The sequence below is a fragment of the Streptomyces sp. NPDC003247 genome (genome assembly GCF_042888135.1).
Classification (GTDB): Bacteria; Actinomycetota; Actinomycetes; order Streptomycetales; family Streptomycetaceae; genus Streptomyces.
Genome location: NZ_JBIAPF010000002.1, coordinates 756,768 through 780,331 on the forward strand (window position 1 = coordinate 756,768; position 23,564 = coordinate 780,331).

A 23,564-nucleotide genomic window follows, 5' to 3' on the forward strand; every position below is an offset into this window, starting at 1 on the left:
CACGAGACCGGGGCACTCTCCGTTCACGAGACCGGGGCGCCGTCCGCGCACGACAACGGGGCGCCGTCCGCGCAGGACGGCGCCCCGACGTCGTAGGGGTCCTAGAACTTGTTCCTCGGGGTGATTCCCAGGGACAGCCCCGACAGTCCGCGCTGGCGTCCCCCCAGCTTCCCCGCGATCGCCCGCAGGGCCGAGCCCGCCGGGGAGCCCGGGTCGGTCAGCACGACCGGCCTGCCCTCGTCGCCGCCCTCGCGGAGGCGGACGTCGATGGGGATGCTGCCGAGGACGGGGACGGAGGCGCCCGTCGTGCGGGTCAGGCCGTCGGCGACGAGCTGGCCGCCGCCCGTGCCGAACACGTCGACCATCTCGCCGCAGTGCGGGCAGGGCAGGCCGGACATGTTCTCCACCACGCCGACGATCTTCTGGTGGGTCTGTACGGCGATGGAACCGGCCCGCTCGGCCACCTCGGCGGCGGCCTGCTGAGGCGTCGTCACGACCAGGATCTCGGCGTTCGGGACCAGCTGGGCCACCGAGATGGCGATGTCGCCGGTGCCGGGCGGCAGGTCCAGCAGGAGGACGTCCAGGTCACCCCAGTACACGTCGGCGAGGAACTGCTGGAGCGCCCGGTGGAGCATCGGACCGCGCCACACCACGGGGGCGTTGCCCGGGGTGAACATGCCGATGGAGATGACCTTCACGCCGTTCGCGGACGGCGGCATGATCATGTTCTCGACCTGGGTGGGACGGCCGTCGGCGCCCAGCATGCGCGGCACGCTGTGGCCGTAGATGTCGGCGTCGACCACACCGACCTTCAGGCCGTCGGCCGCCATCGCCGCCGCCAGGTTCACCGTCACCGACGACTTGCCGACACCGCCCTTGCCGGAGGCGACCGCGTACACGCGCGTCAGTGAGCCGGGCTTGGCGAAGGGGACCTCGCGCTCGGTCTGGCCGCCGCGCAGGGCGGTGGCGAGCTCCTTGCGCTGCTCGTCGCTCATCACGTCGAGCGTGACGTCGACCCGGGTGACGCCCTCGACCCGGGAGACCGCCTCGGTGACGCGCTGCGTGATCGTGTCGCGCATCGGGCAGCCGGAGACCGTCAGGTACACGGTGACCGCGACCGCTCCGTCCGCGCCGATCTCCACCGACTTGACCATCCCCAGCTCGGTGATGGGGCGGTTGATCTCGGGGTCGTTCACCGTCGCCAGTGCTTCGCGCACCGCGTCTTCCGTAGCCATAGAGACGATGGTACGGCGCGCCGCGGGCGCCCCGGGATGCCCGTCAGCGGTCGTCTACGTCACGTCCGCGCGACCGTTCTGCCGCGACTGCCGGGAATACGCCGTGGCCGTCCCGGCGGTCCTCCAGTTCCTTGAGCACGTCCTGGAGCTCGGAGCGGATCCAGTCCCGGGTGGCGACCTCGCCGAGGCCGATGCGCAGGGCGGCGATCTCCCGGGTGAGGTACTCGGTGTCCGCGATCGACCGCTCGTTCTGTTTGCGGTCCTGCTCCAGGTTGACCCGGTCGCGGTCGTCCTGCCGGTTCTGCGCGAGCAGGATCAGCGGGGCCGCGTAGGACGCCTGGAGGGACAGCATCAGGGTCAGGAAGATGAACGGGTACTCGTCGAAGCGCAGGTCGTGGGGGACGGAGACGTTCCACACCACCCACAGGATGATGACGATCGTCATCCAGACGATGAACCGTCCGGTGCCCAGGAACCGGGCGATGCGCTCCGACAGCCGCCCGAAGGCCTCCGGGTCCCACTCGGGCACGATGCGCCGCCGGGGCGGGCGCGGCTGGTCCAGCCGGGCCCGGGGGCGGCCGGCCGCGGTGGCACCGGTCGCCGCCGGCCGGCCCGTGGCGGTGGCACCGGCCGGGGTGCGCTCGACGCGGCCGCCCTCACGCTCGGGGACCATCGGTCGCCTCCCCGTCGCCCAGGTGGAACTCCGTCTCCCGCCAGTCCTCCGGCAGCAGGTGGTCCAGCACGTCGTCCACGGTCACCGCGCCCAGCAACGCCCCCGCCTCGTCCACGACGGGCGCCGCGACCATGTCGTACGTCGCGAAGAACCCGGCGACCACGGGCAGCGCCGCGTCCGGCTCCAGCGGCAGGAGGTCGTCGTCGAGGAGGGAGCTGACCAGGGTGTAGGGCGGGTCGCGCAGCAGGCGCTGGAAGTGGACCGTCCCGAGGTACTTGCCGGTGGGGGTCTCGTCGGGCGGGCGGCAGACGTAGACCTGGGCGGCGAGGGCGGGGGAGAGGTCGCGGTTGCGGACCCTCGCGAGGGCGTCGGCGACGGTGGCGTCGGGCCGCAGCACGATCGGCTCGGTCGTCATCAGACCGCCCGCCGTGTGCTCCTCGTACGACATCAGGCGGCGCATGTCGGCCGCGTCGTCGGGCTTCATCAGGCTCAGCAGCCGCTCCTTGTCCGCCTCCGGCAGCTCGGCGAGCAGGTCGGCGGCGTCGTCGGGGTCCATGGCCTCCAGGACGTCCGCCGCCCGCTCCTCCTGGAGCTTGCCGAGGATCTCGATCTGGTCGTCCTCCGGGAGTTCCTCCAGGACGTCGGCGAGACGGTCGTCGTCGAGGGCGGCGGCGACCTCCGCGCGGCGCTTGGCGGAGAGGTGGTGCAGCACGTTGGCGAGGTCGGCGGGGCGCAGCTGCTCGAAGGTGGCGAGGAGGCTCTCCGCGCCCTGCCCGTGCTCCTCCAGGGAGAAACCGGAGACCGCCGACCACTCCACGGTCAGCTTCTCGCCCCTGCCGCGCCGGAAGGCGCCCGACCTCTTCCCCTTCTGCACGAAGACCCGGTCGATCTCCCAGTCCCGGCGGGCGGGCAGCTGCTGCACGGACAGGTCGAGGACGGTGACCTCCTCGCCGGTCTCGGCCAGCGTGACGCGCCGGTCGAGCAGTTCCCCGAAGACGAGGCGCTCGGTGGGCCGCTGCTCGAAGCGGCGGACGTTGAGCACGCCGGTGGTGATGACCTGGCCGGACTCGATGCTGGTCACCCGGGTCATGGGCAGGAAGATACGGCGGCGGGTGGGCAGTTCGACGACCAGCCCGAGCAGTCTCGGCGGCCGGCGCCGGACGCGCAGCATCACCACCAGGTCGCGTACGCGGCCGACCTGGTCGCCGTTGGGGTCGAAGACGGCGACACCGGAGAGGTGCGAGACGAAGATCCGGGGAACGCCCGCGGCCATGGCCGCACCTCCTTCGTTGCCCGTGGTTGTTACCTGTGGTGCTCTTTTCGCAAATGCCCGCTCGTGCGGGCTTCAGGCTAGCCCGTCCCGATCGGGTACGCCCTGGTGAGCGGTCCGGACGGACTGGCTCCGCTGCCGCCGGACAGCCCCGGTACGCTGCGGTACGCCGCTCAGGACTCCCCCGCAGAAAGGCTGTTGTCTCTGTGACTGCGATGCCCCAGGGCCGTACCCACCGCCGGACACTGGTGAGCGCGATGTGCGCACTGGTCGTGACGGGCCTGGGCGTGACGGGGTGCAGCGAGGACCCGGACGCGGGCACGAACGGCGTCGGCAAGCTGTCGGCGGACCGTATCCAGAAGAAGACGAAGGCGGCCGCGACCGCGGTCGACACGGTGCGGCTGTCCGGGACCGTGGTCGCCGGCGGGAAGTCGTACAAGCTCGACATGCGTCTGAAGTCGGACGGCGGCACGGGCTCGGTCACCGCCGAGGGGGCCTCCTTCCACCTGCTGCGGATCGACGAGCAGCTGTACCTGAAGGCGGACGCGGCCTTCTGGAAGAACGAGGACGGCGAGACCGGCAGCGACTCCGACACGGCGGCCGCGGACAAGCTCGACGGCAAGTACGTGAAGGTGCCGTCCGGGGACCCCTCGTACAAGAAGTTCAGCGGCTTCACGGACAAGGACCTGCTCCTCGGCGACCTGCTGACGCTGCACGGCTCGCTGGGCAAGGACGGGTACCACGAGCAGTCCGGCAAGCGCACGGTCCGCATCACCGGGGGCGGCGGCTCCGGCGGCACGCTGGACGTCTCCCTGGAGGGCACGCCGTACCCGCTGCGCCTGGTGCGCGCGGGCGACGCCGGCACGCTGAGCTTCTCGGCGTGGGGCGAGGACTTCACCCTGAAGGAACCGGCGAAGGGCGAGACGGTCGACTACGGCAAGGAACTGCCCACGTCGTGAGCGGCGCGGCCGGGCGGGCGGCGCGGCTGGACGTGCGGGCGGCGCGGCCGACCGCGCGGGCGGGTCCCGCCGCCGACCGGCTACCGCGCGGGCGGCTTGGTCCGGCCTGGCCCGGCCTGGCCGGGTTCGGTCCGGCCCGGGCGCGGGCGGTCCGGTTCGGTCTGGCCCGGGCGCGGGCGGTCCGGTCCGGCTCGCGCGCGGGGCGGCCGCGGGTGCGGGTCCGCTCGGGCCATCGCGCGGGGGCGGCGATGACCGGGTCTGCTCGGGCACACCGGGCGAGGGCAGCCGCGAGGGATGAACCTGCGCGGGCGACCGCGAGGGGGGCTGTGACGGCCGGGTCCGCCCGGGCCACGCCGGGCCGGGGCAGCCGCGAGGGCTGAATCGGCTCGGGCGACCGCGAGGGGCGGCTGCGACGGCCGCGGGCAGCTGCTCGGGCTGCCGTGAGGGGGCTGCGGCGGCGGGCCGGACCCTACGAGGGGCGCCGGGCCGGGTCGGCTGCGACGGTCGGGGCCGCTCGTGCGACTACGCCGGGTCGGCTGCAACGGCCGGGGTCTGCTCGGGCCACTGTGCTGGGGTCGGCTGCGACGGTCGGGGTCTGCTCGGGCCGCTACGCCGGGGCGGGGTGAGGCGGGGGCGGGTGGCTGCCGGGCCGTGCTGGGCCGGTGCCCGGCCGCCGGGTGCCCGGCTGGACGGAGGCTACTTCCTCTTGCGCTTCTTCTTCAGCAGCAGCCGCGGCAGGCCGGCGGGCATCTCGCGCCGGGTCGTGGCCGGCGACGGCCGCGGGGCCTCGGCCAGGGAGCCCTCGGGCAGCGGCACCGTCCCCCCGGTCGGCTCCAGGCGGACCACCCTGCACTCGGCCGCCCACCGCTCCGTCATCGCCTCCCCGTCGGGCGCGTTCAGCCGCTTGCCCTTGAGGTCGGCGACGGCCGCCTCGTACGCCTCGGTGCCGGGGGCGAGCTGGACGACCCGGGCGGTCCAGGAGACCAGCCGGCCGCCCTTGTCCTTGCTGCGCACGGTCACCTCGGCCGACACGCCGTCGGCCAGGCCGGGCAGCGGCTGCTCGCCCGGTCCGTCACCGACCAGGCAGGCCGCGCCCTCGTGCCAGACGTGCCACAGCGCCCGCGCGGCCGGCTCACCGGCCGCCTTGACCCAGATGAGGCCGGACTTCTTGGTGGCCTCCTCGACGAGGGCCTGGTCGAGCAGCTCGCGTGTCATGGCCTCACCCTATCCAGGCGCGGTCACAGCCAGCCGTTGCGCTTCAGGGTGCGGTGGATGCCCAGGCACAGGACGACCGTGACCGACATGATCACGGGGTAGCCGTACTTCCAGTGGGTCTCCGGCATGTAGTCGAAGTTCATGCCGTACACCCCGCAGACCATGGTCGGTACGGCGATGATGGCCGCCCAGGACGTGATCTTGCGCATGTCCTCGTTCTGGGCGACGGACGCCTGCGCGAGGTTGGCCTGGAGGATGGAGTTGAGCAGCTCGTCGAAGCCGATGACCTGCTCCTGGACGCGGGCGAGGTGGTCGGCGACGTCCCGGAAGTACTTCTGGATGTCGGGGTCGACCAGCCGCATGGGCCGCTCGCTCAGCAGCTGCATCGGCCGCAGCAGCGGCGAGACCGCGCGCTTGAACTCCAGTACCTCGCGCTTGAGTTGGTAGATCCGTCCGGCGTCGGTGCCGCGCGGGGCGCCCTTGCGGCCCGGCGAGAAGACCTCGGTCTCTACCTCGTCGATGTCGTCCTGGACGGCGTCGGCGACCGCGATGTAGCCGTCGACGACATGGTCGGCGATGGCGTGCAGCACGGCCGAGGGGCCCTTGGAGAGCAGCTCGGGGTCGTCCTGGAGGCGGCGGCGCAGTCCGCGCAGCGAGCCCTGTCCGCCGTGCCGGACGGTGATGAAGAAGTCCTTGCCGGTGAAGCACATGACCTCGCCGGTCTCGACGACCTCGCTGTTGGCGTCGAGCTGGTCGTGCTCGACGTAGTGGATGGTCTTGAAGACCGTGAACAGGGAGTCGTCGTACCGCTCCAGCTTGGGCCGCTGGTGGGCCTGGACGGCGTCCTCCACGGCCAGCGGGTGCAGCCCGAACTCGCCGGCGATCCCCGCGAACTCGGCCTCGGTGGGCTCGTGGAGCCCGATCCACACGAATCCGCCGTCGCGCCGCACCTGGCGCATCGCCTCCTGCGGGGTGAGCGGCGCGGGGGTGTGGACGCGGGCGCCGTCGCGGTAGACGGCGCAGTCGACGACGGCCGAGGGCGTGGCGGGGTCGCGGGTGGTGTCGTAGGCGTGGCCGTCCTTGCGCGGGGAGGGACGGGACGGGCGGACCACGGCACGCAGGTCGCGGATCATCGACATGGCGGGCTCCTTCGCGACGGGCAACGAAAGGCGCCGACGACGGGTGGAACTACCCGGAATGGGGACGTCCTGACTCCAGATGTTTGGCACGTCCACAAAGCGGGGAGCACCGCACCGTCGCGGTGGCGGGTTTCGCTACTGATTCAGCTACTGCTTCAGATCAGAAGGACCAGCACGATCGGACCCTGAGGGCCGGTCGGACGGATCCGGTACAACGAAACGAAGTGCTCTTCCGTGTGAAGACGCGAGCGCGAGAGGCGGCGATCGGCCGGAGCCACAGAGCTACATCAGCGGCGGGAAGAGCGAGTGGTACTGCACGGTCGACTTCGATCCATGACAGCCCCACCTCCTCCAGCCGGTCCCCCGTAGGGGAGTACCTTCGGCGTCGGGGCTTGATCGCGACGCTTCTGCGTGCTGCCCCGAACCACCGGGCAAGAGTACCAGTCGACGGAAGTGTCAAGGCGCTGCTTTGCCCGGTACTGACGAGTTCTATTCTCGCGGCATGACGGATGTTCTCCCTTTGGTCGAGGCCCGGTTGCGTACCGCGCTGGGTGAGCCGGACGCCCGCGCCGCGGTCACCTTCCTCGGTACGGACCGCGTCGAGGTGCTGCGCTTCCACGAGGGGGACATCGTGCGCTACGCCACACTCGGCATGTCCGCGCAGCCGATGGGCGACCCCACCGCGATGGTCGCCGACCCGGTCCGGGGGCCGCGCGCCGAGTTGCTCCTGTCCGTGCGCGGCGGTCTCGCCGACACCGACAAGGTGCTCCGCCCGCTCGCCGTGCTCGCCGCGTCCCCGCAGGTCGAGGGTGTGGTCGTGGCCCCCGGCGCCTCCCTCGACGTCGGTGAACCCCTGTGGCCCGGCGCGCCGTTCACCTCGGTGCTGGTCGCCGAGCCTGGCGGTCTGGTCGAGGACCTGGACCTCGACGAGCCCCTCGACCCGGTCCGCTTCCTGCCGCTGCTGCCGATGACGCCGAACGAGGCCGCCTGGAAGCGCGTGCACGGCGCCCAGGCCCTCCAGGAGCGCTGGCTCACGCACGGGACGGACCTGCGGGATCCGTCCCGCCGGCCCGTCCCGCTGGACTGACGGCACGTGAGCAAGGTCACCAACCGGCTCGGGCCGAGCGCCGGTTGACCGGACGCCGGCTCGGTCGGCGAAGACGGTGGCCCCCTTCACCGGTTAGGCCGGCCGGTTCGGCAGGCGAAGGCGGTGACGCCCTTCACCGGTTCGGTCGGCCGGTCAGGTCCGCGAGGACGGTGACGCCCTTCACTGCTTCGGTCGGCCGGTCAGGTCCGTGAGGACGGTGACGCCCGTCGCCGGCTCAGTCGGCGAAGACGGTGACGCCGTCCTCCGTGGCGTGCCGCGGCGCGAGTTCTTCCGCGTCGTGCTCCAGCGCCCCGCGCCGTACGACGACCACCAGCGCACCGGCGGCCGCGGTGAGCGCCGCCACGACGAACGGGACGTGGACGTCGGTCCACTCCTCGATCTTGGGCGCGAAGTAGGGAGCGGCCGCCGCCGCGAACCACCGCACGAAGTTGTAGCCCGCGCTCGCCACCGGGCGCGGTGCGTCCGACACGCCCAGGGCGAGCTCCGTGTACACGGTGTTGTTCACGCCGATGAAGGCGCCGGACAGGATCGTGCAGACGACGGCCGCGGTGTGGCCGCCGTAGCCGAGGACCAGCACGTCGGCGGCGAGCAGCACCAGGGAGCCGCCGAGCACCTTCAGCGAGCCGAACCGCTTCTGCAGGCGCGGTGCCACGACGACGGAGAAGACGGCGAGCAGCACACCCCAGGCGAAGAACACCGCCCCCGACTTGTACGGCGTCATGTTCAGCACGAACGGGGTGAAGGCCAGCACGGTGAAGAACGTGTAGTTGTAGAAGAACGCCGACACGGCCGCCGAGGCGAGACCGCCGTGGCCGAGGGCCCGGATCGGGTCGAGGAGGGAGGTCCGGCGGGCCGGCCGCGGCTGCTCCTTCAGGAACGCCGTGATGCACAGGAAGCCGATCGCCATCAGGACCGCGGTGCCGAAGAAGGGGTAGCGCCAGCTCGCGTCGCCGAGCAGCGCGCCCAGCAGCGGTCCGCACGCCATGCCGAGGCCCAGGGCGGACTCGTACAGCAGGATCGCGGCCGCGCTGCCGCCCGCCGCCGCGCCGACGATGACGGCGAGGGCGGTGGAGACGAACAGGGCGTTGCCCAGGCCCCAGCCGGCGCGGTAGCCGACGAGCTGGCCGACCGTGTCCGAGGTGCCGGACAGGCCCGCGAAGACCACGACGAGGGCGAGGCCCAGCAGCAGGGTCTTGCGGCCGCCGATGCGGCTGGAGACGAAGCCGGTCAGCAGCATCGCGAAGGCGGTGATGAGGAAGTAGGACGTGAAGAGGAGGGAGACCTGGCCGGCCGTGGCGTCCAGGCCCTGGGCGATGGACGGCAGGATCGGGTCGACCAGTCCGATGCCCATGAAGGCGACGACGGACGCGCCGGCGGTCGCCCACACCGCCTTGGGCTGCCGCAGTATGCCGCCGGCTTCGGTGCGGGCTCCGGTGTCGGCTCCGGTGTCGGCGGCGGAGCCCGTGTCGAAGGGGTCCATGCCTGCTCCAATCCCGGGAGATGGATGGTTGGTGTATGCACATAGTAAGTTAGCGACTCTAATTAATGCAAACTACATCTATCTCTGGGGGTGGAGGGTGCCGCCACCCGTGCCCCGGCTTCCGTCCGGACGGGTGATCGTCCTTGACGTGGAGGGAACGGGGTAGGACCGTGGGGCTCTATGAGGGGCGAACCCAGTTGCCCGAAGTGTGGTGGCCGGGTCAGGGCTCCCGGTCTCTTCGCCGATTCCTGGCAGTGCGATGTGCACGGGACGGTGCATCCGCTGCAGCCCGTGATCCCGCCCAGCGTCGAGGCTCTCAGTGTCGTCGTCCACCGCACCCAGGTGCCGGTGTGGATGCCGTGGCCGCTGCCGGTCGGCTGGCTGTTCACGGGCGTGGCGTACGCCGGTGACGACCGCAGCGGCGGCCGGGCCTCCGCCGTGGCCTGCTCCGGTCCCGGCCCGCTCGGAGGGGTGGGCGAGCTGATCCTCGTCGCCGAGGAGCTCGGTGTCGGTCTCGGCGCGCGGTACGCCGGCATCGACGGGCCGGACCCCGGCCCGTATCTGGACGTCGAGAAGCCGCCCCAGGCCAAGGTGCTCGCCGCCGGCCGCCCGACCCCGCTCTGGCACGTCTCCGGCTCCCCCGACGACCGGGCGGTCTTCGCGGGCGAGGCGCGCGGGCTGTGGCTGTGGGCGGTGGCGTGGCCCGAGCAGTCCGGGCTCCTGATGTACGACGAGCTGGTGCTGACGGACCTGCGGGACGCGGGCGCGGAGATAGAGCTGGTGCCGTGCGGCGCGCTGTCGCCGCGGCTGTTGAAACCCTAGGGGCTGGCTGTAGGGGGTGCCTCCGGGGTGCAGGTGTGACAGGGGCCTGCGAGGTGCGGTTATGCTGGAGCGTCCCCTTCCGCCCCGTCACCGCCTGGAGCCCGCGTCGTGCGTATCGACCTGCACTGCCACTCCACGGCCTCCGACGGCACGGACACCCCGGCCGAGCTGGTGCGCAACGCCGCCGCGGCCGGCCTGGACGTCGTCGCCCTCACCGACCACGACACCACGCGTGGGTACGCCGAGGCGGTCGCCGCGCTGCCGGAGGGGCTCACCCTCGTCACCGGCGCCGAACTGTCCTGCCGTGTCGACGGCATCAGCATGCACATGCTGGCCTACCTGTTCGACCCGGAGGAGCCCGGGCTGCTCGCCGAGCGGGAGCTCGTGCGCGACGACCGGGTGCCGCGCGCCCGGGGCATGATCACCAAGCTGAACGAGCTGGGCGTGCCCGTCACCTGGGAGCAGGTCGCGCGCATCGCCGGAGACGGGTCCGTCGGACGGCCGCACGTCGCCACGGCGCTGGTGGAGCTCGGCGTCGTCCCGACCGTGGGCGACGCGTTCACGCAGGACTGGCTGGCCGACGGCGGCCGGGCCTTCGTCGAGAAGCACGAGACCGACCCCTTCGAGGCGATCCGCCTGGTCAAGGCCGCGGGTGGGGTGACGGTCTTCGCGCACCCGGGCGCGAGCAAGCGGGGCCGTACGGTGCCGGAGTCCGCGATCGCCGACATGGCCGCCGCCGGCCTCGACGGCATCGAGGTCGACCACATGGACCACGACGCGGACACCCGCGCGCGGCTGCGGGGGCTCGCCGGTGAACTGGGTCTGCTGGTGACCGGTTCCAGCGACTACCACGGCAGCCGGAAGACCTGTGTGCTCGGCGAGTACACGACCGACCCCGAGATCTACGGGGAGATCACCCGGCGCGCCACGGGGGCGTTCCCGGTGCCGGGGACCGGCGGGGCCTGAGGCTCGGGGCCGGCTCCGTCCGTTCGGCGTCCGGCGTCCATCGTCCGGCGTCCGCCGCGCCGTCCTGCGTTCGCCGTCCACCGTCCCGCCCGCGTTCGCCGCACCGTCCTGGCCGTTCCCGCCGTCCCGGACTTGCTCGTTCCGTCCGGACTCGCTCACCCTCCACGGTCCCGTGACCGTGCCCCGCGCCGTCCTCCCGGCGCTCCCACCCCCTTTCCGTACTTTCGCGCGTGTGCGCGCCGTTTCCGCAAGGCCTTGTACCGATGTTCGACCTCGCCGTCTTCGGCTCCCTCTTCCTCACCCTGTTCGTCATCATGGATCCCCCCGGGATCACCCCCGTCTTCCTCGCGCTGACCGCCGGGCGCCCGGCCGCCGTCCAGAAGCGGATGGCCTTCCAGGCCGTCTGCGTGGCCGGCGGGGTGATCGCCGTGTTCGGCCTCCTGGGGCACCAGATCCTCGCCTACCTGCATGTGTCCGTGCCCGCGCTGATGATCGCGGGCGGGCTGCTGCTCCTGCTGATCGCACTGGACCTGCTGACCGGCAAGACCGACGAGCCGAAGCAGACCAAGGACGTCAACGTCGCGCTCGTCCCGCTGGGCATGCCGCTGCTCGCCGGTCCGGGTGCGATCGTGTCGGTGATCCTGGCCGTGCAGAAAGCCGACAGCGCCGCCACGCAGCTGTCGGTGTGGACGGCGATCCTCGCCATCCACGGGGTGCTGTGGCTGGTGATGCGCTATTCGCTGCTGATCATCCGGGTCATCAAGGACGGCGGTGTGGTGCTGGTGACACGGCTCGCGGGCATGATGCTCTCCGCGATCGCCGTGCAGCAGATCATCAACGGGGTCACGCAGGTGATCCGGGCGAACTGAGCGGAGCCGCGCCGGGCCGGCCCGGCGCGGGAAAACGTACGGAGCCCCGTACGGCATTCGAGTGACTGCCGTACGGGGCTCCGAAGTGCGTGAAGAGGGATCCGCGCGTTACGAGGCCGAGGTGTCGGCCGGGCGGATCCACAGCCGCTGCCCTATGGCGGCGGCCTGCTGAACGATCCGGTTGACGGAGGCGGCGTCCACGACGGTGCTGTCCACGGGCGTGCCGTCGACGTCGTCGAGTCGCATGATTTCGAAGCGCATGGCTTCTCCCTTCGTCTGGTCATCCTCCTGAGGAGAACTACTGGTGAGTGACCCATGGGACGACGGTGCCCCCTGGTCCGTTCGTATTCAACGCGGTGCGTGTTACAAACATTCCCTACGCTAAAGAAATTTTTCGAACGACTAATTACTAACGAGTAAGAGAGCGTCATGGACCGAACGGGACCGGTTGTGTTCGCAGCGTGACCGCCGGGAGAATGGAGGTGATGAACGACGACCTCCCGGCCCTCGCCGCCCGCATCGACCGCACGAACGAGCTGCTGAACCGCATGCTCGCCGAGGTGGCGAAGACACCCTCGACCCATGCGATCTTCGTCGACGCGGGGTACCTGTACGCGGCCGCGGGCCGGCTCATCGCGGGGACCGAGGACCGCCGGGCCTTCGACCTGGACGCCGAGGGCCTGATCGAGGCGCTCATCGACCGGGCGCGGACCATCTTCGCGGACAGCCGGCTGCTGCGGGTCTACTGGTACGACGGCGCCCGGCGCCGCATCCACACCGCCGAACAGCAGTCCATCGCCGAACTCCCGGACGTCAAGGTCCGCCTGGGCAACCTCAACGCCAACAATCAGCAGAAGGGCGTCGATTCCCTGATCCGCTCCGACCTGGAGTCCCTCGCCCGGCACCGCGCCATCAGTGACGCGGCCCTCCTCGGCGGCGACGAGGACCTGGTGTCGGCGGTGGAGGCGGCCCAGGGCTACGGCGCCCGCGTCCACCTCTGGGGCATCGAGGCCCCGGAGGGCCGCAACCAGGCGGAGCCGCTGCTCTGGGAGGTCGACAGCCAGCGCACCCTCGACCTCGACTTCTTCAAGCCGTACGTCTCACGGCGTACCACCACCGCCTACGAGCCGGCCGGCGCGGCCCGGCCCACCCGCGAGGACGTCCGCTTCGTCGGCGCGCAGATCGCCGCCAAGTGGCTGGCGGCGCGGGGCAGGGAGTCCCTCGGGGAACTGCTGCCCGGCCACCCCTACCTGCCCGGCTCCGTCGACCAGGACCTCCTGGTCGAGGCGGAGGGGCTCCTTCAGTACTCCCTGCGCGGCCAGGCGGACCTGCGGCGCGCGCTGCGGGACGGATTTTGGGAGCACCTTCAGACGCAGTACTAGCGGGACCGGCTGTACTGGCGGGACCGGCTGTGCCGACGGGACCAGTGGTACCAGTGGTGTCGGCAGGGTCAGTGGCGTCGGCAGGGTCAGTGGCGTCGGCAGGACTGGCGGCTAGAGATCGTCCCGGTCCTGGTGGGCCTTGTCCCAGAAATCCGCGAGGCCGTGGGCCGTGGGCAGAGGCTGGTCCATGTTCGGCGAGTGCTCCGCGTCCGGGACGACCGTCCGGTGCGCACCCAGCCGTACGGCCATGTCGTCGAGGACCGTCACCGGCCAGGTGTCGTCGTGGGCCCCCGACAGGACGTGGAACGGCAGCGGGACGGCGGCGAGTTCGTCGACGCGGTCCGGCTCGACGGTCAACTGGCGTCCGGTGACGAGGAGTTGCGCGGGCTTGTGGTTCAGCCAGCGCCGTCGCAGCAGGGCGAGGCCCCCGAGGCCGCGGGCCGGCCCGCCGACCTCCTCCGGCGGGCCCATCGCCAGGATGGCCTCCCACACCTCGGACATCGTCAGCACCGCGAGCGCCTCGTGCAGCAGTCGCACGCGTTGCTGCTGGGCCGGGGAGATCCTGGCCGGGCCCGAGGAGAGCAGGGTGAACGAGACGAAGGGGGAGTGGTCCAGAAGGACGGCGGCCCGGGCGATCTGTCCGCCCAGGGAGTGCCCGACGAGGTGGACGGGCGTGTCGAGGGCGGCCGCCTGGGCCAGCACGTCCCGCGCCAACTCCTCCTGCGCGTAGGGCGCTTCGTCGTGCGCGGGACCGTCCGACTCGTTCTGTCCGCGCCCGTCGACGGCGACGGTACGGTACCCGCGCGCCGCGAGGGGCTCGTGCAGGAGGTGGAAGTCCTCCTTGCTGCCAGTGAACCCGGGCACCAGCAGCGCGACCCCCCGGGGCTCGACCCCGGCGGCCACGGGCGCGTCGACGACGGCGAACTCACCGCGCGCGGTGCGCAGGCGGTGGGCGCGGGCGCCGGGAGGGGGCGTGAAGCTGATCGGCGTGGTCACGGAGCGAGGTTATCGGGCGGGTGGGCCGGGGCGGTTCCCGGTGCCCGGTGTCGTGCGGAACGCCGACGGCCCGGCGCCTCCGTGCGGGAGGAACCGGGCCGTCGAGCCGTTCTGCCTTGCCTTGCCTTGCCTTGCCTTGCCTTGCCGGGCCGTTCCGGCCGGGCGATCAGCCGTCCGCGGGCTCCGCGGGGACCGTCGCCTTGCGGGTGGTGCGGCGTGCCCTCGGCTTCGCTTCGGCCGTATCGCCCGCGCCCGCGGTGGTGTCGACCGTCGTGGTGGTGGCGGCGGTCTTGCGGGTGCGGCGGGGCTTGGGCTCCGGTTCCGCGGTGGCCTGGGCCGGGATGCCGGCGGTGGTGGCCGGTTCCGGCTGGGTGGCCTTGCGGGTGGTGCGGCGGCGGGGCTTGGCCTCGGCGCCTTCGGCGGTGTCGACGGCCGCGACGGCGTCGGCGGTCTCGGCGGGTGCCTCGGTCGGAGCGGCGGCCGCGGTCTTGCGGGTGCGGCGCGGCTTGGCCTCGGGGGTCGCCTCCGCGGCGTCGGCCGGGGTCTCGGCCTTCGCCGCCGTCTTCCGCGTGCGGCGGGGCTTGGCCTCGGCGGCCTCGGCCGTGCCGGCCGGGGTCTCGGCCTTTGCCGCCGTCTTACGGGTCCGGCGGGGCTTGGCCTCGACGGCTTCGGCCGTGTCGACCGCCGCTTCCGCCGCGTCGGTCGCCGTGGCCGCAGCGGTCGCCTTGCGCGTACGACGCGGCTTGGCCTCGGCCGCGTCCGGGGCGACCTCCGGAGCTTCGACGCTCGCGGCGGCTGCCTTCCGGGTGCGGCGCGGCTTGGCCACCGTCGCCTCGGCCGTGTCGACGGCGGCTTCCGCCGCCGCCGTCGCCTTGCGGGTGCGGCGGGGCTTCGCCTCCGCGGGGTCCGCCGTTGCCGGCGTCTCCTCGGCGGTCGTCGCGGGTGCCGTCGTCGCGCTGTCCGTCGTCGTGGTGGTGGCGGCGGTCTTGCGGGTGCGGCGGGGCTTGGGCTCCGGTTCCGCGGTGGCCTGGGCCGGGATGCCGGCGGTGGTGGCCGGTTCCGGCTGGGTGGCCTTGCGGGTGGTGCGGCGGCGGGGCTTGGCCTCGGCGCCTTCGGCGGTGTCGACGGCCGCAGCGGCGTCGGCCGGTGCCTCGGTCGGAGCGCTGGCCGCGGTCTTGCGGGTGCGGCGCGGCTTGGCCTCGGGGGCCGCCTCCGCGGCCTCGACCGTGTCGACCGTCGCGACCGCGGCCTCGGCCGGGGCCGCGGCAGCGGTCTTGCGGGTACGGCGGCGAGGCTTGGCCTCCACGGCCTCCACAGCCACCACGGCCTCCGCCGAGTCGACGGCGGCCTCGGCGGCCGTGGCCACCGCGTCCTGCGCGACCGTCTCCGCCGTGGGCTCGACGACCGTCGCCGCCGACGTCTCGACGGCCGTTTCGGCCGGAGCGTCGGCCCCGCGACGGGTGCGGCGGCGCCTCGGCTTCGTCGGCGTCTCCGGGGCGTCCAGGGCCGGGCTCTCCGCCGTCGTCACGGCCGTTTCCGCAGCCGCGGGTGCGGGTGCGGGTGCGGCGGCGGTGACGGTGTCGGTCGCGGCAGGTACGGCGTTGACGGCCTCCTGCGCGGCACCGCCGCGCGTACGGCGGCGACGGCGCGGAGTGCGCGAGGGAGCCGCGTCCTCCGCCACCGGGGTCTGCTCGACGGCGGGAGCGGCGGGAGCGGCAGTCGGCGTCGCGTCGAGCGATGACCCGCCCCGGGTACGGCGTCGGCGGCGCGGCGTCCGCGCGGGGCGCTCGTGGTCGGCGGAGCGGGACTCGTCCCGGCCGCCGCCTCGGCGGTCACCGCGACCGCGTCCACCACGGCCGCCCGGCTCGCCCAGGTCCTCCAGCTCCTCCGCGTCGAGCCCGGCGCGGGTGCGCTCCGAACGGGGCAGAATGCCCTTGGTGCCGGCGGGGATGCCCAGGTCCTCGAAGAGGTGCGGGGACGTGGAGTACGTCTCCGGCGGGTCGGCGAAGTCGAGCTCCAGCGCCTTGTTGATCAGCTGCCAGCGCGGGATGTCGTCCCAGTCGACGAGCGTGATCGCCGTACCCTTCGCACCCGCGCGGCCCGTACGGCCGACGCGGTGCAGGTACGTCTTCTCTTCCTCGGGGGACTGGTAGTTGACGACGTGGGTGACGCCCTCGACGTCGATGCCGCGGGCGGCGACGTCGGTGCAGACGAGCACGTCGACCTTGCCGTTGCGGAAAGCGCGCAGCGCCTGTTCGCGGGCGCCCTGGCCGAGGTCGCCGTGGACCGCGCCGGAGGCGAAGCCGCGGCGCTGGAGCTGCTCGGCGATGTCGGCGGCCGTCCGCTTCGTGCGGCAGAAGATCATCGCGAGTCCGCGGCCGTCGGCCTGCAGCATGCGGGCGACCATCTCCGGCTTGTCCATGGAGTGCGCGCGGTAGACGAACTGCTTGATGTTGGCGACCGTCGCGCCCTCGTCGTCCGGCGCGGTGGCGCGGATGTGCGTGGGCTGCGACATGTAGCGGCGCGCGAGGCCGATGACCGCGCCCGGCATGGTCGCCGAGAACAGCATGGTCTGCCGCTTCGCCGGCAGCATGTCGATGATCTTCTCGACGTCGGGCAGGAAGCCCAGGTCGAGCATCTCGTCGGCCTCGTCGAGGACGAGGGACTTGATGTGCTTCAGGTTCAGCTTCTTCTGGCCCGCGAGGTCCAGCAGGCGGCCGGGGGTGCCGACGACCACGTCGACGCCCTTCTTCAGGGCCTCGACCTGCGGCTCGTACGCACGGCCGCCGTAGATCGCGAGGACGCGCACGTTGCGCACCTTGCCCGCGGTCAGCAGGTCGTTGGTGACCTGGGTGCACAGCTCGCGCGTGGGGACGACGACGAGCGCCTGCGGGGCGTCGGTGAGGTCCTCGGGACGGGCGCGGCCCGCCTCGACGTCCGCGGGGACGGTGACCCGCTCGAGAAGGGGGAGGCCGAAGCCGAGCGTCTTGCCGGTGCCGGTCTTGGCCTGGCCGATGACGTCCGTGCCCGACAGGGCCACGGGGAGCGTCATCTCCTGGATGGGGAAGGGGGTGATGATGCCGACGGCCTCGAGGGCTTCGGCGGTCTCGGGGAGGATTCCGAGCTGTCGGAACGTCGTAGTCAGGGTGCTGCCTCTTCTGTGTGCGCGGTGCGAGGCGAGCGCGGGGGGTCTTTGACGGACCGTGCCGGGGACGTCGGCTGCCTTACGGGCAAACCGCTGGGGCAAGCCGTATGGCACGGGACCACTGCCGACGCTCTAGCGCTCGTACCGCTGAGGGGTTCCCTCCGGTCGCCGTACGCGATGTGCCGTACGAGCCGGTAGGGCTGTCGGGTCGGAGCCGATCGGGCCACCGACCGGGCATCCTCATACGTGCGGCCCGTCGAGATACGTCAACGTACTCAGCAGGCGCTTTACCACCATACCCCGGATTCGCGCACATGCGATGGCCGATTCGGTCACGTTGTGGTTGTCACATCGACGGGCCCGGTCCTCGGAGCGTCGTGGCGGCACTGTTCGACCAGGGCCTTCCCGTGCGCGGCGGGCGAGCTATTGTGCGCTTCATGACGACCTCTGACAAGCCCGAGAACGCCGCCACCCGTATCGCAGCCCAGGACTGGGCGAGCGCCTCCACGGATCCCCAGTACCGCGCCGCGGTCGTGGACCTGCTCGGCGCGCTCGCGTACGGCGAGCTGGCGGCGTTCGAACGGCTCGCCGAGGACGCCAAGCTGGCGCCCTCGCTGGAGGACAAGGCGGAGCTGGCGAAGATGGCGTCGGCCGAGTTCCACCACTTCGAGCGGCTGCGCGACCGGCTCACGGAGATCGGCCAGGAACCGACGAGCGCGATGGAGCCGTTCGTCGCCGCGCTCGACGGCTTCCACCGGCAGACGGCTCCCTCGGACTGGCTCGAGGGCCTCGTCAAGGCCTACGTCGGCGACTCGATCGCCAGCGACTTCTACCGGGAGGTCGCCGCGCGCCTGGACTCCGACACCCGCGCGCTGGTGCTGGCCGTGCTCGACGACACCGGGCACGCGGGATTCGCCGTGGACCGGGTGCGTGCGGCGATCGACGCCGACCCGCGCGTGGGCGGACGTCTCGCCCTGTGGGCGCGGCGGCTGATGGGCGAGGCCCTGTCGCAGTCCCAGCGGGTGGTCGCGGACCGCGACGCGCTGTCGACGATGCTGGTGGGCGGTGTCGCGGACGGCTTCGACCTCGCGGAGGTCGGCAAGATGTTCTCCCGGATCACCGAGGCGCACACCAAGCGGATGGCCGCTCTGGGCCTCGCGGCCTAACGTTCGCTCGCCGCCGCTCCCGCTGCGTCTGGCTTCAGCTCCGCCGACGCTTGCCCTAGGCCGTCCAGGCTGTCTAGGCCGTCGCTGATCGTCGGCGGAGCCGGCGGCCAGCGGGACGCAGCAGCAGGGAGAGTGAGGCGGCGGAGACGACCGCCGCGCCGATGAGGCTCACCGGTGCGGAGCCGGGGCCCAGCGCACTGTGGGTGACGAAGTCGCCGAAGAGCGCTCCGGCGACGCCCGTCGCGAAGACCAGCGTGGGCGTCGGCAGCCGGTGGGACAGGCGGTGGACCGCCGCCCACGCGAGCACCAGACCGAGCACAGCGGAGCTGAGCGCTTCCAGAATCATGCGGGTCCCTCCGAGACGGCCTGGCTGTGCATCGAGGTCGTAGCCGGTCTTACCCGTGACCTGCGGAATGCAATCCTCCTCTGTGGCTGAGATGTGCTCCATCTGTGGAGGGCCGTACGGGTGTACGGAGGGTGCGGCCGGGCCCGGTCGGGGGGTGTCGGAGACGGGCCGGAGAGAGGCGAAGAGAAGCGCGGGGCGGAGCGGCGCGCGGAGGAGCGGGGACGAGAAGGGGCCCGGCGACCATGCGGTCACCGGGCCCCTTCTCGCGTATGTGCCTACAGCGCGCCGAAACCCACCTTGCGCGGGGCCGGCTCGCCCAGCTCGACGTAGGCCAGGCGGTCGGCCGGGACCAGGACCTTGCGGCCGTGCTGGTCCACGAGGCTGAGCAGCTGCGACTTTCCGGCCAGGGCCTCGGCCACTACCCGCTCGACCTCCTCGGGAGTCTGACCGCTCTCCAGAACGATCTCGCGGGGCGCGTGCTGCACGCCGATCTTGACCTCCACGGCTAAGTCCCTCCGACGGTCAGTGGTGCGCGGGCGTCCGCGCCGTACGCTGCACACATTAGCCCGGTGAGGGGACGGACACGGCATGGCCGTCCACGCCACGAGCGAACAGCGGGCGGGAACAAACGGCCGACACGCGGGAACGGCTCAGTGCTGGTCGGTGCCGTGCAGCGGGAAACCGGCGATGCCGCGCCAGGCCAGCGAGGCCAGCAGCTGCACCGCCTGGTCGCGCGGGACGCTGCGGTCGCTGTGCAGCCAGGAGCGGGCCACCACCTGGGCGAGCCCGCCGAGCCCCGAGGCCAGCAGCATCGACTCCGCGCGCGAGAGACCGGTGTCCTCGGCGATCACGTCGCAGATCGCCTCGGCGCACTCGTTGGTGACCTTGTCGACGCGTTCGCGCACCGCGGGCTCGTTCGTCAGGTCCGACTCGAAGACCAGCCGGAAGGCCCCTCCGTCGTCCTCGACGTACGCGAAGTAGGCGTCCATCGTCGCGCGGACGCGCTGCTTGTTGTCCGTGGTCGACGCCAGCGCGCCGCGGACCGCCTGGATGAGCGACTCGCAGTGCTGGTCCAGCAGGGCGAGGTAGAGATCGAGCTTGCCCGGGAAGTGCTGGTAGAGCACCGGCTTGCTGACACCGGCGCGCTCGGCGATGTCGTCCATCGCGGCCGCGTGGTAGCCCTGTGCGACAAAGACTTCCTGGGCCGCGCCCAGGAGCTGGTTCCGTCGGGCACGGCGCGGCAGGCGCGTGCCTCGCGGGCGCGCCGCCTCAGTTTGCTCGATGGCTGTCACGCCGCCTCCCAAAGTCGTCCTCTTGCGGTGTGCCGCCGCGCCGCCATCGTACTTTTCGGTAACCGTGCTGTGCGCGGTGCGAGCGCAGAATTTCACGGACCGGACGGTGACAAAAGCCGTACGCAAGGTTTCAAAGCAGGGCGTTGTGGGCAGAATGCGGCTCCGTCCCAGGTCGGCGCAGGCCGATGCGGCCGTGGGCGGCGGTCGGTCCCCGGCTCTGCATCCCTGCCACTCGTTCCCCCGCTCCAGGTCACCGTCCCGTCAGCGGTAGTCGTCCTCGTCGAGCGAGACGACACGGGCCTGTTCGACGAGGTCGGCCTCGTTCGCCCGGGCGGGATCCACGTCCTCCAGGGGGTCGTCGCGCTCCGGTGCGAGGTCCGTGTGCTGCTGGGCGGCGTCGTTCTCCGGGGCCTCGACGTCGAACTCCGCCGCGTCGTCCTCCGTGAACGTCTCGGGATCGGTGGGGTCGATGGGGTCGATGGCCATGGCGGGCTCCCTTCCTACGAACGTCCCTGAAGATGCAGGTGCCACACGCGGGTGCCCTCTGTACGAGCCTAGGAGACACCCTTTTCGGACGCTATGCGATGTGCCCACGATCCGTGCGGCCATCCGGACCGGCCCCCCAGCTGTGACGCCGAACACACGGGCCCCGACGTGATCACCTCGTAACATTGCCGCATGTCTTCGACCGAGCTGCCGTCCGTGCCGCCCACCGACGTGCTGCCGGAGGCCGCGTCCGTCCGGATCGCCGAAGGCGAGCGGCTCCGGTCGGTCGGACTGCCGGGCGTCACCCTGAAGATCCGCAGCAGGCCGCCCGCGCGCGAGGGACTCGAACCGGCGCTGTACGTGCACGGGTTGGGCGGTTCCTCGCAGAACTGGTCCGCGCTGATGGCACTGCTCGACGGGGTCGTCGACAGCGAGGCCGTCGACCTGCCCGGCTTCGGCGACTCGCCGCCGCCGGACGACGGCGACTACTCCGTCACGGCACACGCGCGTGCCGTCATCCGCTACCTCGACGCGTCCGAGCGCGGGCCCGTGCACCTCTTCGGCAACTCCCTCGGCGGCGCGGTCTCCACGCGCGTCGCCGCGGTCCGCCCCGACCTCGTCCGCACGCTCACGCTCGTCTCGCCCGCCCTGCCGGAACTGCGCGTGCAGCGCACCGCGGTGCCGACGGGACTGCTCGGCCTGCCCGGGGTGGCCACTCTCTTCAACCGGTTCACCCGTGCGTGGACGGCCGAACAGCGCGTCCGTGGCGTCACCGCCCTGTGCTACGGCGACCCCGGGCGGGTCTCGCCGGAGGCGTTCCGCCACGCGGTGGAGGAGATGGAGCGGCGGCTGAGGCTGCCGTACTTCTGGGACGCGATGACACGTTCCGCGCGCGGGCTGGTCAGCGCCTACACCCTGGGCGGCCAGCACGGACTGTGGCGCCAGGCCGAACGCGTCCTGGCCCCCACCCTCCTCGTCTACGGCGGCCGCGACCAGCTCGTCGGCTTCCGCATGGCCCAGCGGGCCGCACGGGCGTTCCGCGACTCCCGTCTGCTCACACTGCCGGATGCCGGGCACGTGGCGATGATGGAGTACCCGGAGACGGTGGCGACGGCGTTCAGGGAGCTGCTGGCGGAGAGCGGCCCGAGATCCCGTCCGGGAACCGGCCGGGACCGTGAAGCGTTCTCCGAGCGGACCGGTGGGTCCGCGGACACGGGGAGCTGAGGGGGGCGTGGGACGCCACAGCCGACGGGGGCCCGCGCCCAAGAGCGCGGCGCAGAGCGGTTCAGGGGGAGCCTCACCGGCACCGGCAGCGGCACCGGCACCGGGAGCCCCGGCCGGGGGCGCGGCGCGGGGCGGGCGGGGTGATCGGAGCGACCCGGGCGATCGAGACGGCCGTGGTCCGGGGACCGCGGGCCGGCGCGTCGCCGGAACGCCGGTACAGGGCACGCCGCGGATTCCCGACGGTACGCCGGCGTACGGCACGCCGCGGTTTCCGGACGGCACTCCGGCCGGTGGTGTGCCCCGGGTCGCTCAGGGCACTCCGGCCGGTGGTGTGCCCCGGGTCCCAGGCGGGCCGCCGGCCCAGGGTGCGCCGAGGCTCCCCGACGGGACGCCGGCCCACGGCACCCCCGGTCTCGCCGACGGCACGCCCGCCCGTGGCACGCCGAGGCTTCCCGACGGGACGCCCGCCCGTGGCGTCCCGCGGGTCCGTGGCGGTCACCCGCAGCAGCGTGAGACCGGCGGAGGCTGGGGCGAGTTGGGCGGCCCTGCGGCCAGTGGCGCCGGGCCCGTGATCCCCCGTCAGCGGCCGGCGGCCGCGGGCGGGCCGCGGCAGGAGTACCTCGACGCCTTCGCCGAGGACGAGGACGTCTTCGCGCGTCGCAAGCCCGTGTCCGTCGCCGCGTCCGCGCGCGTCAAAGACCCGTACGACACCTTCGGCCCGCTCGATCCGGACGGCCGTCAGGGCCCGGACGGGCGCCGGGACCTTCGCGGCTCCCTGGGCCCGGACGACCCCCGGGGCCGCCTCGGCGTGTCCGCCTCCGTCGCGGGCCCGGACGCGGTCCGCCGCCCGCCCGGCGCCGCCGACGGAGAGCCGCCCACCGGTGAGCCCGCTGCCGCCGCGAAGGGCGGCAAGGGGCGGGCGTTCACCGGGGTCGCGGCCGCCGCCGTCACCACCGTGCTGGCCGTCGTGGTGGCCGGGCAGGTCGCCGACTCGCGCGGGGGCGGGGACTCCGTCCAGTCGCAGTCCGCGGCCGACACGGCCGGCCGTGACGTCAGCGACTCCTCCGGGCGCGGGGACGACCGGCCGAGCCCCTCCGCGTCGGCCGCGGCGGCGCCGCTGACGTACGAGCAGAAGATGGCCCGGAAGTACGAGATCAGCGCAACGCTCGAAGGGTCTGGGACGTTCGAGGCGGTGCCGGGCGTCGACAAGGCGCCCGGCACGGGGCAGAAGTACACCTACCGCGTGGACGTCGAGGAGGGACTGGGGCTCGACGCCGAGCTCTTCGCGCAGGCCGTGCAGACCACGCTGAACGACGACCGCAGCTGGGCGCACAACGGCGCGCGCACCTTCGAGCGGATCTACTCGGGCGACCCCGACTTCGTCATCACGCTCGCCAGCCCCGGCACCACCGCCGACTGGTGCGCCAGATCGGGTCTGGACACCACCGTGGACAACGTGTCCTGCGACTCGGCCGCCACCCAGCGCGTGATGATCAACGCCTACCGCTGGGCGCAGGGGTCCGAGACCTACGGCGACGCGATGCACTCCTACCGGCAGATGCTCATCAACCACGAGGTCGGCCACCGGCTCGGCTACAACCATGTCACCTGCGACAAGGACGGGGACCTCGCGCCGGTCATGCAGCAGCAGACGAAATTCCTCGAGCACGACGGGATCCGCTGTCTGCCGAACGCCTGGCCCTACCCCGAGAGCTGACGCACGGGCCGCCCGCCGCTCCGGTCGGCGTGCCCGCGGCGTCCTCCCGGCCGGTCCGACGGCGTCACGTTTCG

22 protein-coding genes are annotated in these 23,564 nt (G+C 72.6%); 9 read left to right on the plus strand and 13 right to left on the minus strand.

The features are described 5' to 3' along the window. Positions 1 to 101: 101 nt before the first annotated feature. From ACFYWQ_RS08365 to ACFYWQ_RS08375, 3 genes are read right to left on the minus strand one after another with little or no spacing between them, the layout of a single operon-like run. The gene (locus tag ACFYWQ_RS08365; protein ID WP_389513965.1) at positions 102 to 1,235 is read right to left on the minus strand and encodes an Mrp/NBP35 family ATP-binding protein; all 1,134 of its coding nucleotides are present in this window, start codon (positions 1,233 to 1,235) and stop codon (positions 102 to 104) included. Positions 1,236 to 1,278: 43 nt separating this feature from the next. Then, positions 1,279 to 1,908, minus strand: coding sequence for a DUF1003 domain-containing protein (locus ACFYWQ_RS08370; protein ID WP_389513967.1), 630 nt, complete (start codon positions 1,906 to 1,908; stop codon positions 1,279 to 1,281). Continuing rightward, the gene (locus ACFYWQ_RS08375; RefSeq protein ID WP_389513969.1) at positions 1,892 to 3,181 is read right to left on the minus strand and encodes a magnesium transporter MgtE N-terminal domain-containing protein; all 1,290 of its coding nucleotides are present in this window, start codon (positions 3,179 to 3,181) and stop codon (positions 1,892 to 1,894) included. Before ACFYWQ_RS08375 ends, ACFYWQ_RS08370 begins: the two co-directional genes overlap by 17 nt. A 203-nt stretch (positions 3,182 to 3,384) precedes the next feature. Between ACFYWQ_RS08375 and ACFYWQ_RS08380 the strand changes: the two genes are divergently transcribed. Then, positions 3,385 to 4,137 carry a hypothetical protein gene (locus ACFYWQ_RS08380; protein WP_389513971.1) on the plus strand — a complete coding sequence of 251 codons (753 nt, stop codon included), beginning with the start codon at positions 3,385 to 3,387 and terminating at the stop codon, positions 4,135 to 4,137. 696 nt (positions 4,138 to 4,833) lie between these two features. Here ACFYWQ_RS08380 and ACFYWQ_RS08385 read toward each other — a convergent pair. Both ACFYWQ_RS08385 and ACFYWQ_RS08390 read right to left on the minus strand, forming a co-directional pair. Continuing rightward, positions 4,834 to 5,352 carry a hypothetical protein gene (locus ACFYWQ_RS08385; RefSeq protein ID WP_389513973.1) on the minus strand — a complete coding sequence of 173 codons (519 nt, stop codon included), beginning with the start codon at positions 5,350 to 5,352 and terminating at the stop codon, positions 4,834 to 4,836. A gap of 23 nt (positions 5,353 to 5,375) precedes the next feature. Further along, positions 5,376 to 6,491 carry a magnesium and cobalt transport protein CorA gene (locus tag ACFYWQ_RS08390; RefSeq protein WP_389513976.1) on the minus strand — a complete coding sequence of 372 codons (1,116 nt, stop codon included), beginning with the start codon at positions 6,489 to 6,491 and terminating at the stop codon, positions 5,376 to 5,378. A 502-nt stretch (positions 6,492 to 6,993) separates the two neighbouring features. Between ACFYWQ_RS08390 and ACFYWQ_RS08395 the strand changes: the two genes are divergently transcribed. Beyond that, complete coding sequence (locus tag ACFYWQ_RS08395) at positions 6,994 to 7,578, plus strand: suppressor of fused domain protein (protein WP_389513977.1); 585 nt, start codon at positions 6,994 to 6,996, stop codon at positions 7,576 to 7,578. 235 nt (positions 7,579 to 7,813) lie between these two features. Here the strand turns inward: ACFYWQ_RS08395 and ACFYWQ_RS08400 are convergent, their stop codons facing one another. Beyond that, positions 7,814 to 9,079 carry an MFS transporter gene (locus ACFYWQ_RS08400; protein WP_389513980.1) on the minus strand — a complete coding sequence of 422 codons (1,266 nt, stop codon included), beginning with the start codon at positions 9,077 to 9,079 and terminating at the stop codon, positions 7,814 to 7,816. Between the two features lie 180 nt (positions 9,080 to 9,259). Here ACFYWQ_RS08400 and ACFYWQ_RS08405 point away from each other — a divergent pair, with 180 nt between their 5' ends. The 3 genes from ACFYWQ_RS08405 (at position 9,260) to ACFYWQ_RS08415 (ending at position 11,736) form a co-directional block, all read left to right on the plus strand. Continuing rightward, positions 9,260 to 9,901 (plus strand): DUF6758 family protein, encoded by a 642-nt coding sequence (locus ACFYWQ_RS08405; RefSeq protein ID WP_389513982.1) that lies wholly within the window; start codon positions 9,260 to 9,262, stop codon positions 9,899 to 9,901. A gap of 108 nt (positions 9,902 to 10,009) precedes the next feature. Continuing rightward, positions 10,010 to 10,867 carry a PHP domain-containing protein gene (locus tag ACFYWQ_RS08410; RefSeq protein ID WP_389513983.1) on the plus strand — a complete coding sequence of 286 codons (858 nt, stop codon included), beginning with the start codon at positions 10,010 to 10,012 and terminating at the stop codon, positions 10,865 to 10,867. Positions 10,868 to 11,130: 263 nt separating this feature from the next. Then, positions 11,131 to 11,736: a MarC family protein gene (locus ACFYWQ_RS08415; protein WP_389513985.1), complete on the plus strand. Its 606-nt coding sequence runs from the start codon at positions 11,131 to 11,133 to the stop codon at positions 11,734 to 11,736. Between the two features lie 108 nt (positions 11,737 to 11,844). Here ACFYWQ_RS08415 and ACFYWQ_RS08420 read toward each other — a convergent pair whose 3' ends face one another. After that, positions 11,845 to 11,997, minus strand: coding sequence for a hypothetical protein (locus ACFYWQ_RS08420; protein WP_007384531.1), 153 nt, complete (start codon positions 11,995 to 11,997; stop codon positions 11,845 to 11,847). A 224-nt stretch (positions 11,998 to 12,221) separates the two neighbouring features. Between ACFYWQ_RS08420 and ACFYWQ_RS08425 the strand changes: the two genes are divergently transcribed. Then, entirely contained in the window at positions 12,222 to 13,118 is an 897-nt protein-coding gene (locus tag ACFYWQ_RS08425; RefSeq protein ID WP_389513987.1) for an NYN domain-containing protein, read from the plus strand. Positions 13,119 to 13,229: 111 nt separating this feature from the next. Here ACFYWQ_RS08425 and ACFYWQ_RS08430 read toward each other — a convergent pair whose 3' ends face one another. Next, complete coding sequence (locus ACFYWQ_RS08430; RefSeq protein ID WP_389513989.1) at positions 13,230 to 14,114, minus strand: alpha/beta fold hydrolase; 885 nt, start codon at positions 14,112 to 14,114, stop codon at positions 13,230 to 13,232. Positions 14,115 to 14,280: 166 nt separating this feature from the next. Further along, positions 14,281 to 17,166 (minus strand): DEAD/DEAH box helicase, encoded by a 2,886-nt coding sequence (locus ACFYWQ_RS08435; RefSeq protein WP_389513991.1) that lies wholly within the window; start codon positions 17,164 to 17,166, stop codon positions 14,281 to 14,283. 521 nt (positions 17,167 to 17,687) lie between these two features. Between ACFYWQ_RS08435 and ACFYWQ_RS08440 the strand changes: the two genes are divergently transcribed. Beyond that, on the plus strand, positions 17,688 to 18,425 hold the full coding sequence (locus ACFYWQ_RS08440; protein ID WP_389513993.1) for a ferritin-like fold-containing protein: 738 nt from the start codon (positions 17,688 to 17,690) through the stop codon (positions 18,423 to 18,425). Between the two features lie 73 nt (positions 18,426 to 18,498). Here the strand turns inward: ACFYWQ_RS08440 and ACFYWQ_RS08445 are convergent, their stop codons facing one another. The 4 genes from ACFYWQ_RS08445 to ACFYWQ_RS08460 form a co-directional block, all read right to left on the minus strand. Continuing rightward, on the minus strand, positions 18,499 to 18,771 hold the full coding sequence (locus ACFYWQ_RS08445; RefSeq protein ID WP_389513995.1) for a hypothetical protein: 273 nt from the start codon (positions 18,769 to 18,771) through the stop codon (positions 18,499 to 18,501). Positions 18,772 to 19,046: 275 nt separating this feature from the next. Continuing rightward, positions 19,047 to 19,274 (minus strand): DUF3107 domain-containing protein, encoded by a 228-nt coding sequence (locus tag ACFYWQ_RS08450; protein ID WP_030784015.1) that lies wholly within the window; start codon positions 19,272 to 19,274, stop codon positions 19,047 to 19,049. A 147-nt stretch (positions 19,275 to 19,421) separates the two neighbouring features. Next, positions 19,422 to 20,063: a TetR/AcrR family transcriptional regulator gene (locus ACFYWQ_RS08455; protein WP_133912550.1), complete on the minus strand. Its 642-nt coding sequence runs from the start codon at positions 20,061 to 20,063 to the stop codon at positions 19,422 to 19,424. A gap of 261 nt (positions 20,064 to 20,324) precedes the next feature. Next, positions 20,325 to 20,549, minus strand: coding sequence for a hypothetical protein (locus ACFYWQ_RS08460; RefSeq protein WP_389513997.1), 225 nt, complete (start codon positions 20,547 to 20,549; stop codon positions 20,325 to 20,327). Positions 20,550 to 20,741: 192 nt separating this feature from the next. On the opposite strand from ACFYWQ_RS08460, the gene ACFYWQ_RS08465 reads away from it, so the two are divergent. Next, positions 20,742 to 21,773, plus strand: coding sequence for an alpha/beta fold hydrolase (locus ACFYWQ_RS08465; protein ID WP_389513999.1), 1,032 nt, complete (start codon positions 20,742 to 20,744; stop codon positions 21,771 to 21,773). A gap of 7 nt (positions 21,774 to 21,780) precedes the next feature. After that, on the plus strand, positions 21,781 to 23,490 hold the full coding sequence (locus ACFYWQ_RS08470; RefSeq protein WP_389514001.1) for a DUF3152 domain-containing protein: 1,710 nt from the start codon (positions 21,781 to 21,783) through the stop codon (positions 23,488 to 23,490). The last annotated feature ends 74 nt before the right edge of the window (positions 23,491 to 23,564 follow it).

Excerpts from the sequence above, each read along its gene's own strand:
- ACFYWQ_RS08365 (WP_389513965.1), bottom strand. The coding sequence starts at position 1,235 with ATGGCTACGGAAGACGCGGTGCGCGAAGCACTGGCGACGGTGAACGAC.
- ACFYWQ_RS08370 (WP_389513967.1), bottom strand. The coding sequence starts at position 1,908 with ATGGTCCCCGAGCGTGAGGGCGGCCGCGTCGAGCGCACCCCGGCCGGT.
- ACFYWQ_RS08375 (WP_389513969.1), bottom strand. The coding sequence starts at position 3,181 with ATGGCCGCGGGCGTTCCCCGGATCTTCGTCTCGCACCTCTCCGGTGTC.
- ACFYWQ_RS08385 (WP_389513973.1), bottom strand. The coding sequence starts at position 5,352 with ATGACACGCGAGCTGCTCGACCAGGCCCTCGTCGAGGAGGCCACCAAG.
- ACFYWQ_RS08390 (WP_389513976.1), bottom strand. The coding sequence starts at position 6,491 with ATGTCGATGATCCGCGACCTGCGTGCCGTGGTCCGCCCGTCCCGTCCC.
- ACFYWQ_RS08395 (WP_389513977.1), top strand. The coding sequence starts at position 6,994 with ATGACGGATGTTCTCCCTTTGGTCGAGGCCCGGTTGCGTACCGCGCTG.
- ACFYWQ_RS08400 (WP_389513980.1), bottom strand. The coding sequence starts at position 9,079 with ATGGACCCCTTCGACACGGGCTCCGCCGCCGACACCGGAGCCGACACC.
- ACFYWQ_RS08405 (WP_389513982.1), top strand. The coding sequence starts at position 9,260 with ATGAGGGGCGAACCCAGTTGCCCGAAGTGTGGTGGCCGGGTCAGGGCT.
- ACFYWQ_RS08415 (WP_389513985.1), top strand. The coding sequence starts at position 11,131 with ATGTTCGACCTCGCCGTCTTCGGCTCCCTCTTCCTCACCCTGTTCGTC.
- ACFYWQ_RS08420 (WP_007384531.1), bottom strand. The coding sequence starts at position 11,997 with ATGCGCTTCGAAATCATGCGACTCGACGACGTCGACGGCACGCCCGTG.
- ACFYWQ_RS08425 (WP_389513987.1), top strand. The coding sequence starts at position 12,222 with ATGAACGACGACCTCCCGGCCCTCGCCGCCCGCATCGACCGCACGAAC.
- ACFYWQ_RS08435 (WP_389513991.1), bottom strand. The coding sequence starts at position 17,166 with ATGACGCTCCCCGTGGCCCTGTCGGGCACGGACGTCATCGGCCAGGCC.
- ACFYWQ_RS08445 (WP_389513995.1), bottom strand. The coding sequence starts at position 18,771 with ATGATTCTGGAAGCGCTCAGCTCCGCTGTGCTCGGTCTGGTGCTCGCG.
- ACFYWQ_RS08460 (WP_389513997.1), bottom strand. The coding sequence starts at position 20,549 with ATGGCCATCGACCCCATCGACCCCACCGATCCCGAGACGTTCACGGAG.
- ACFYWQ_RS08465 (WP_389513999.1), top strand. The coding sequence starts at position 20,742 with ATGTCTTCGACCGAGCTGCCGTCCGTGCCGCCCACCGACGTGCTGCCG.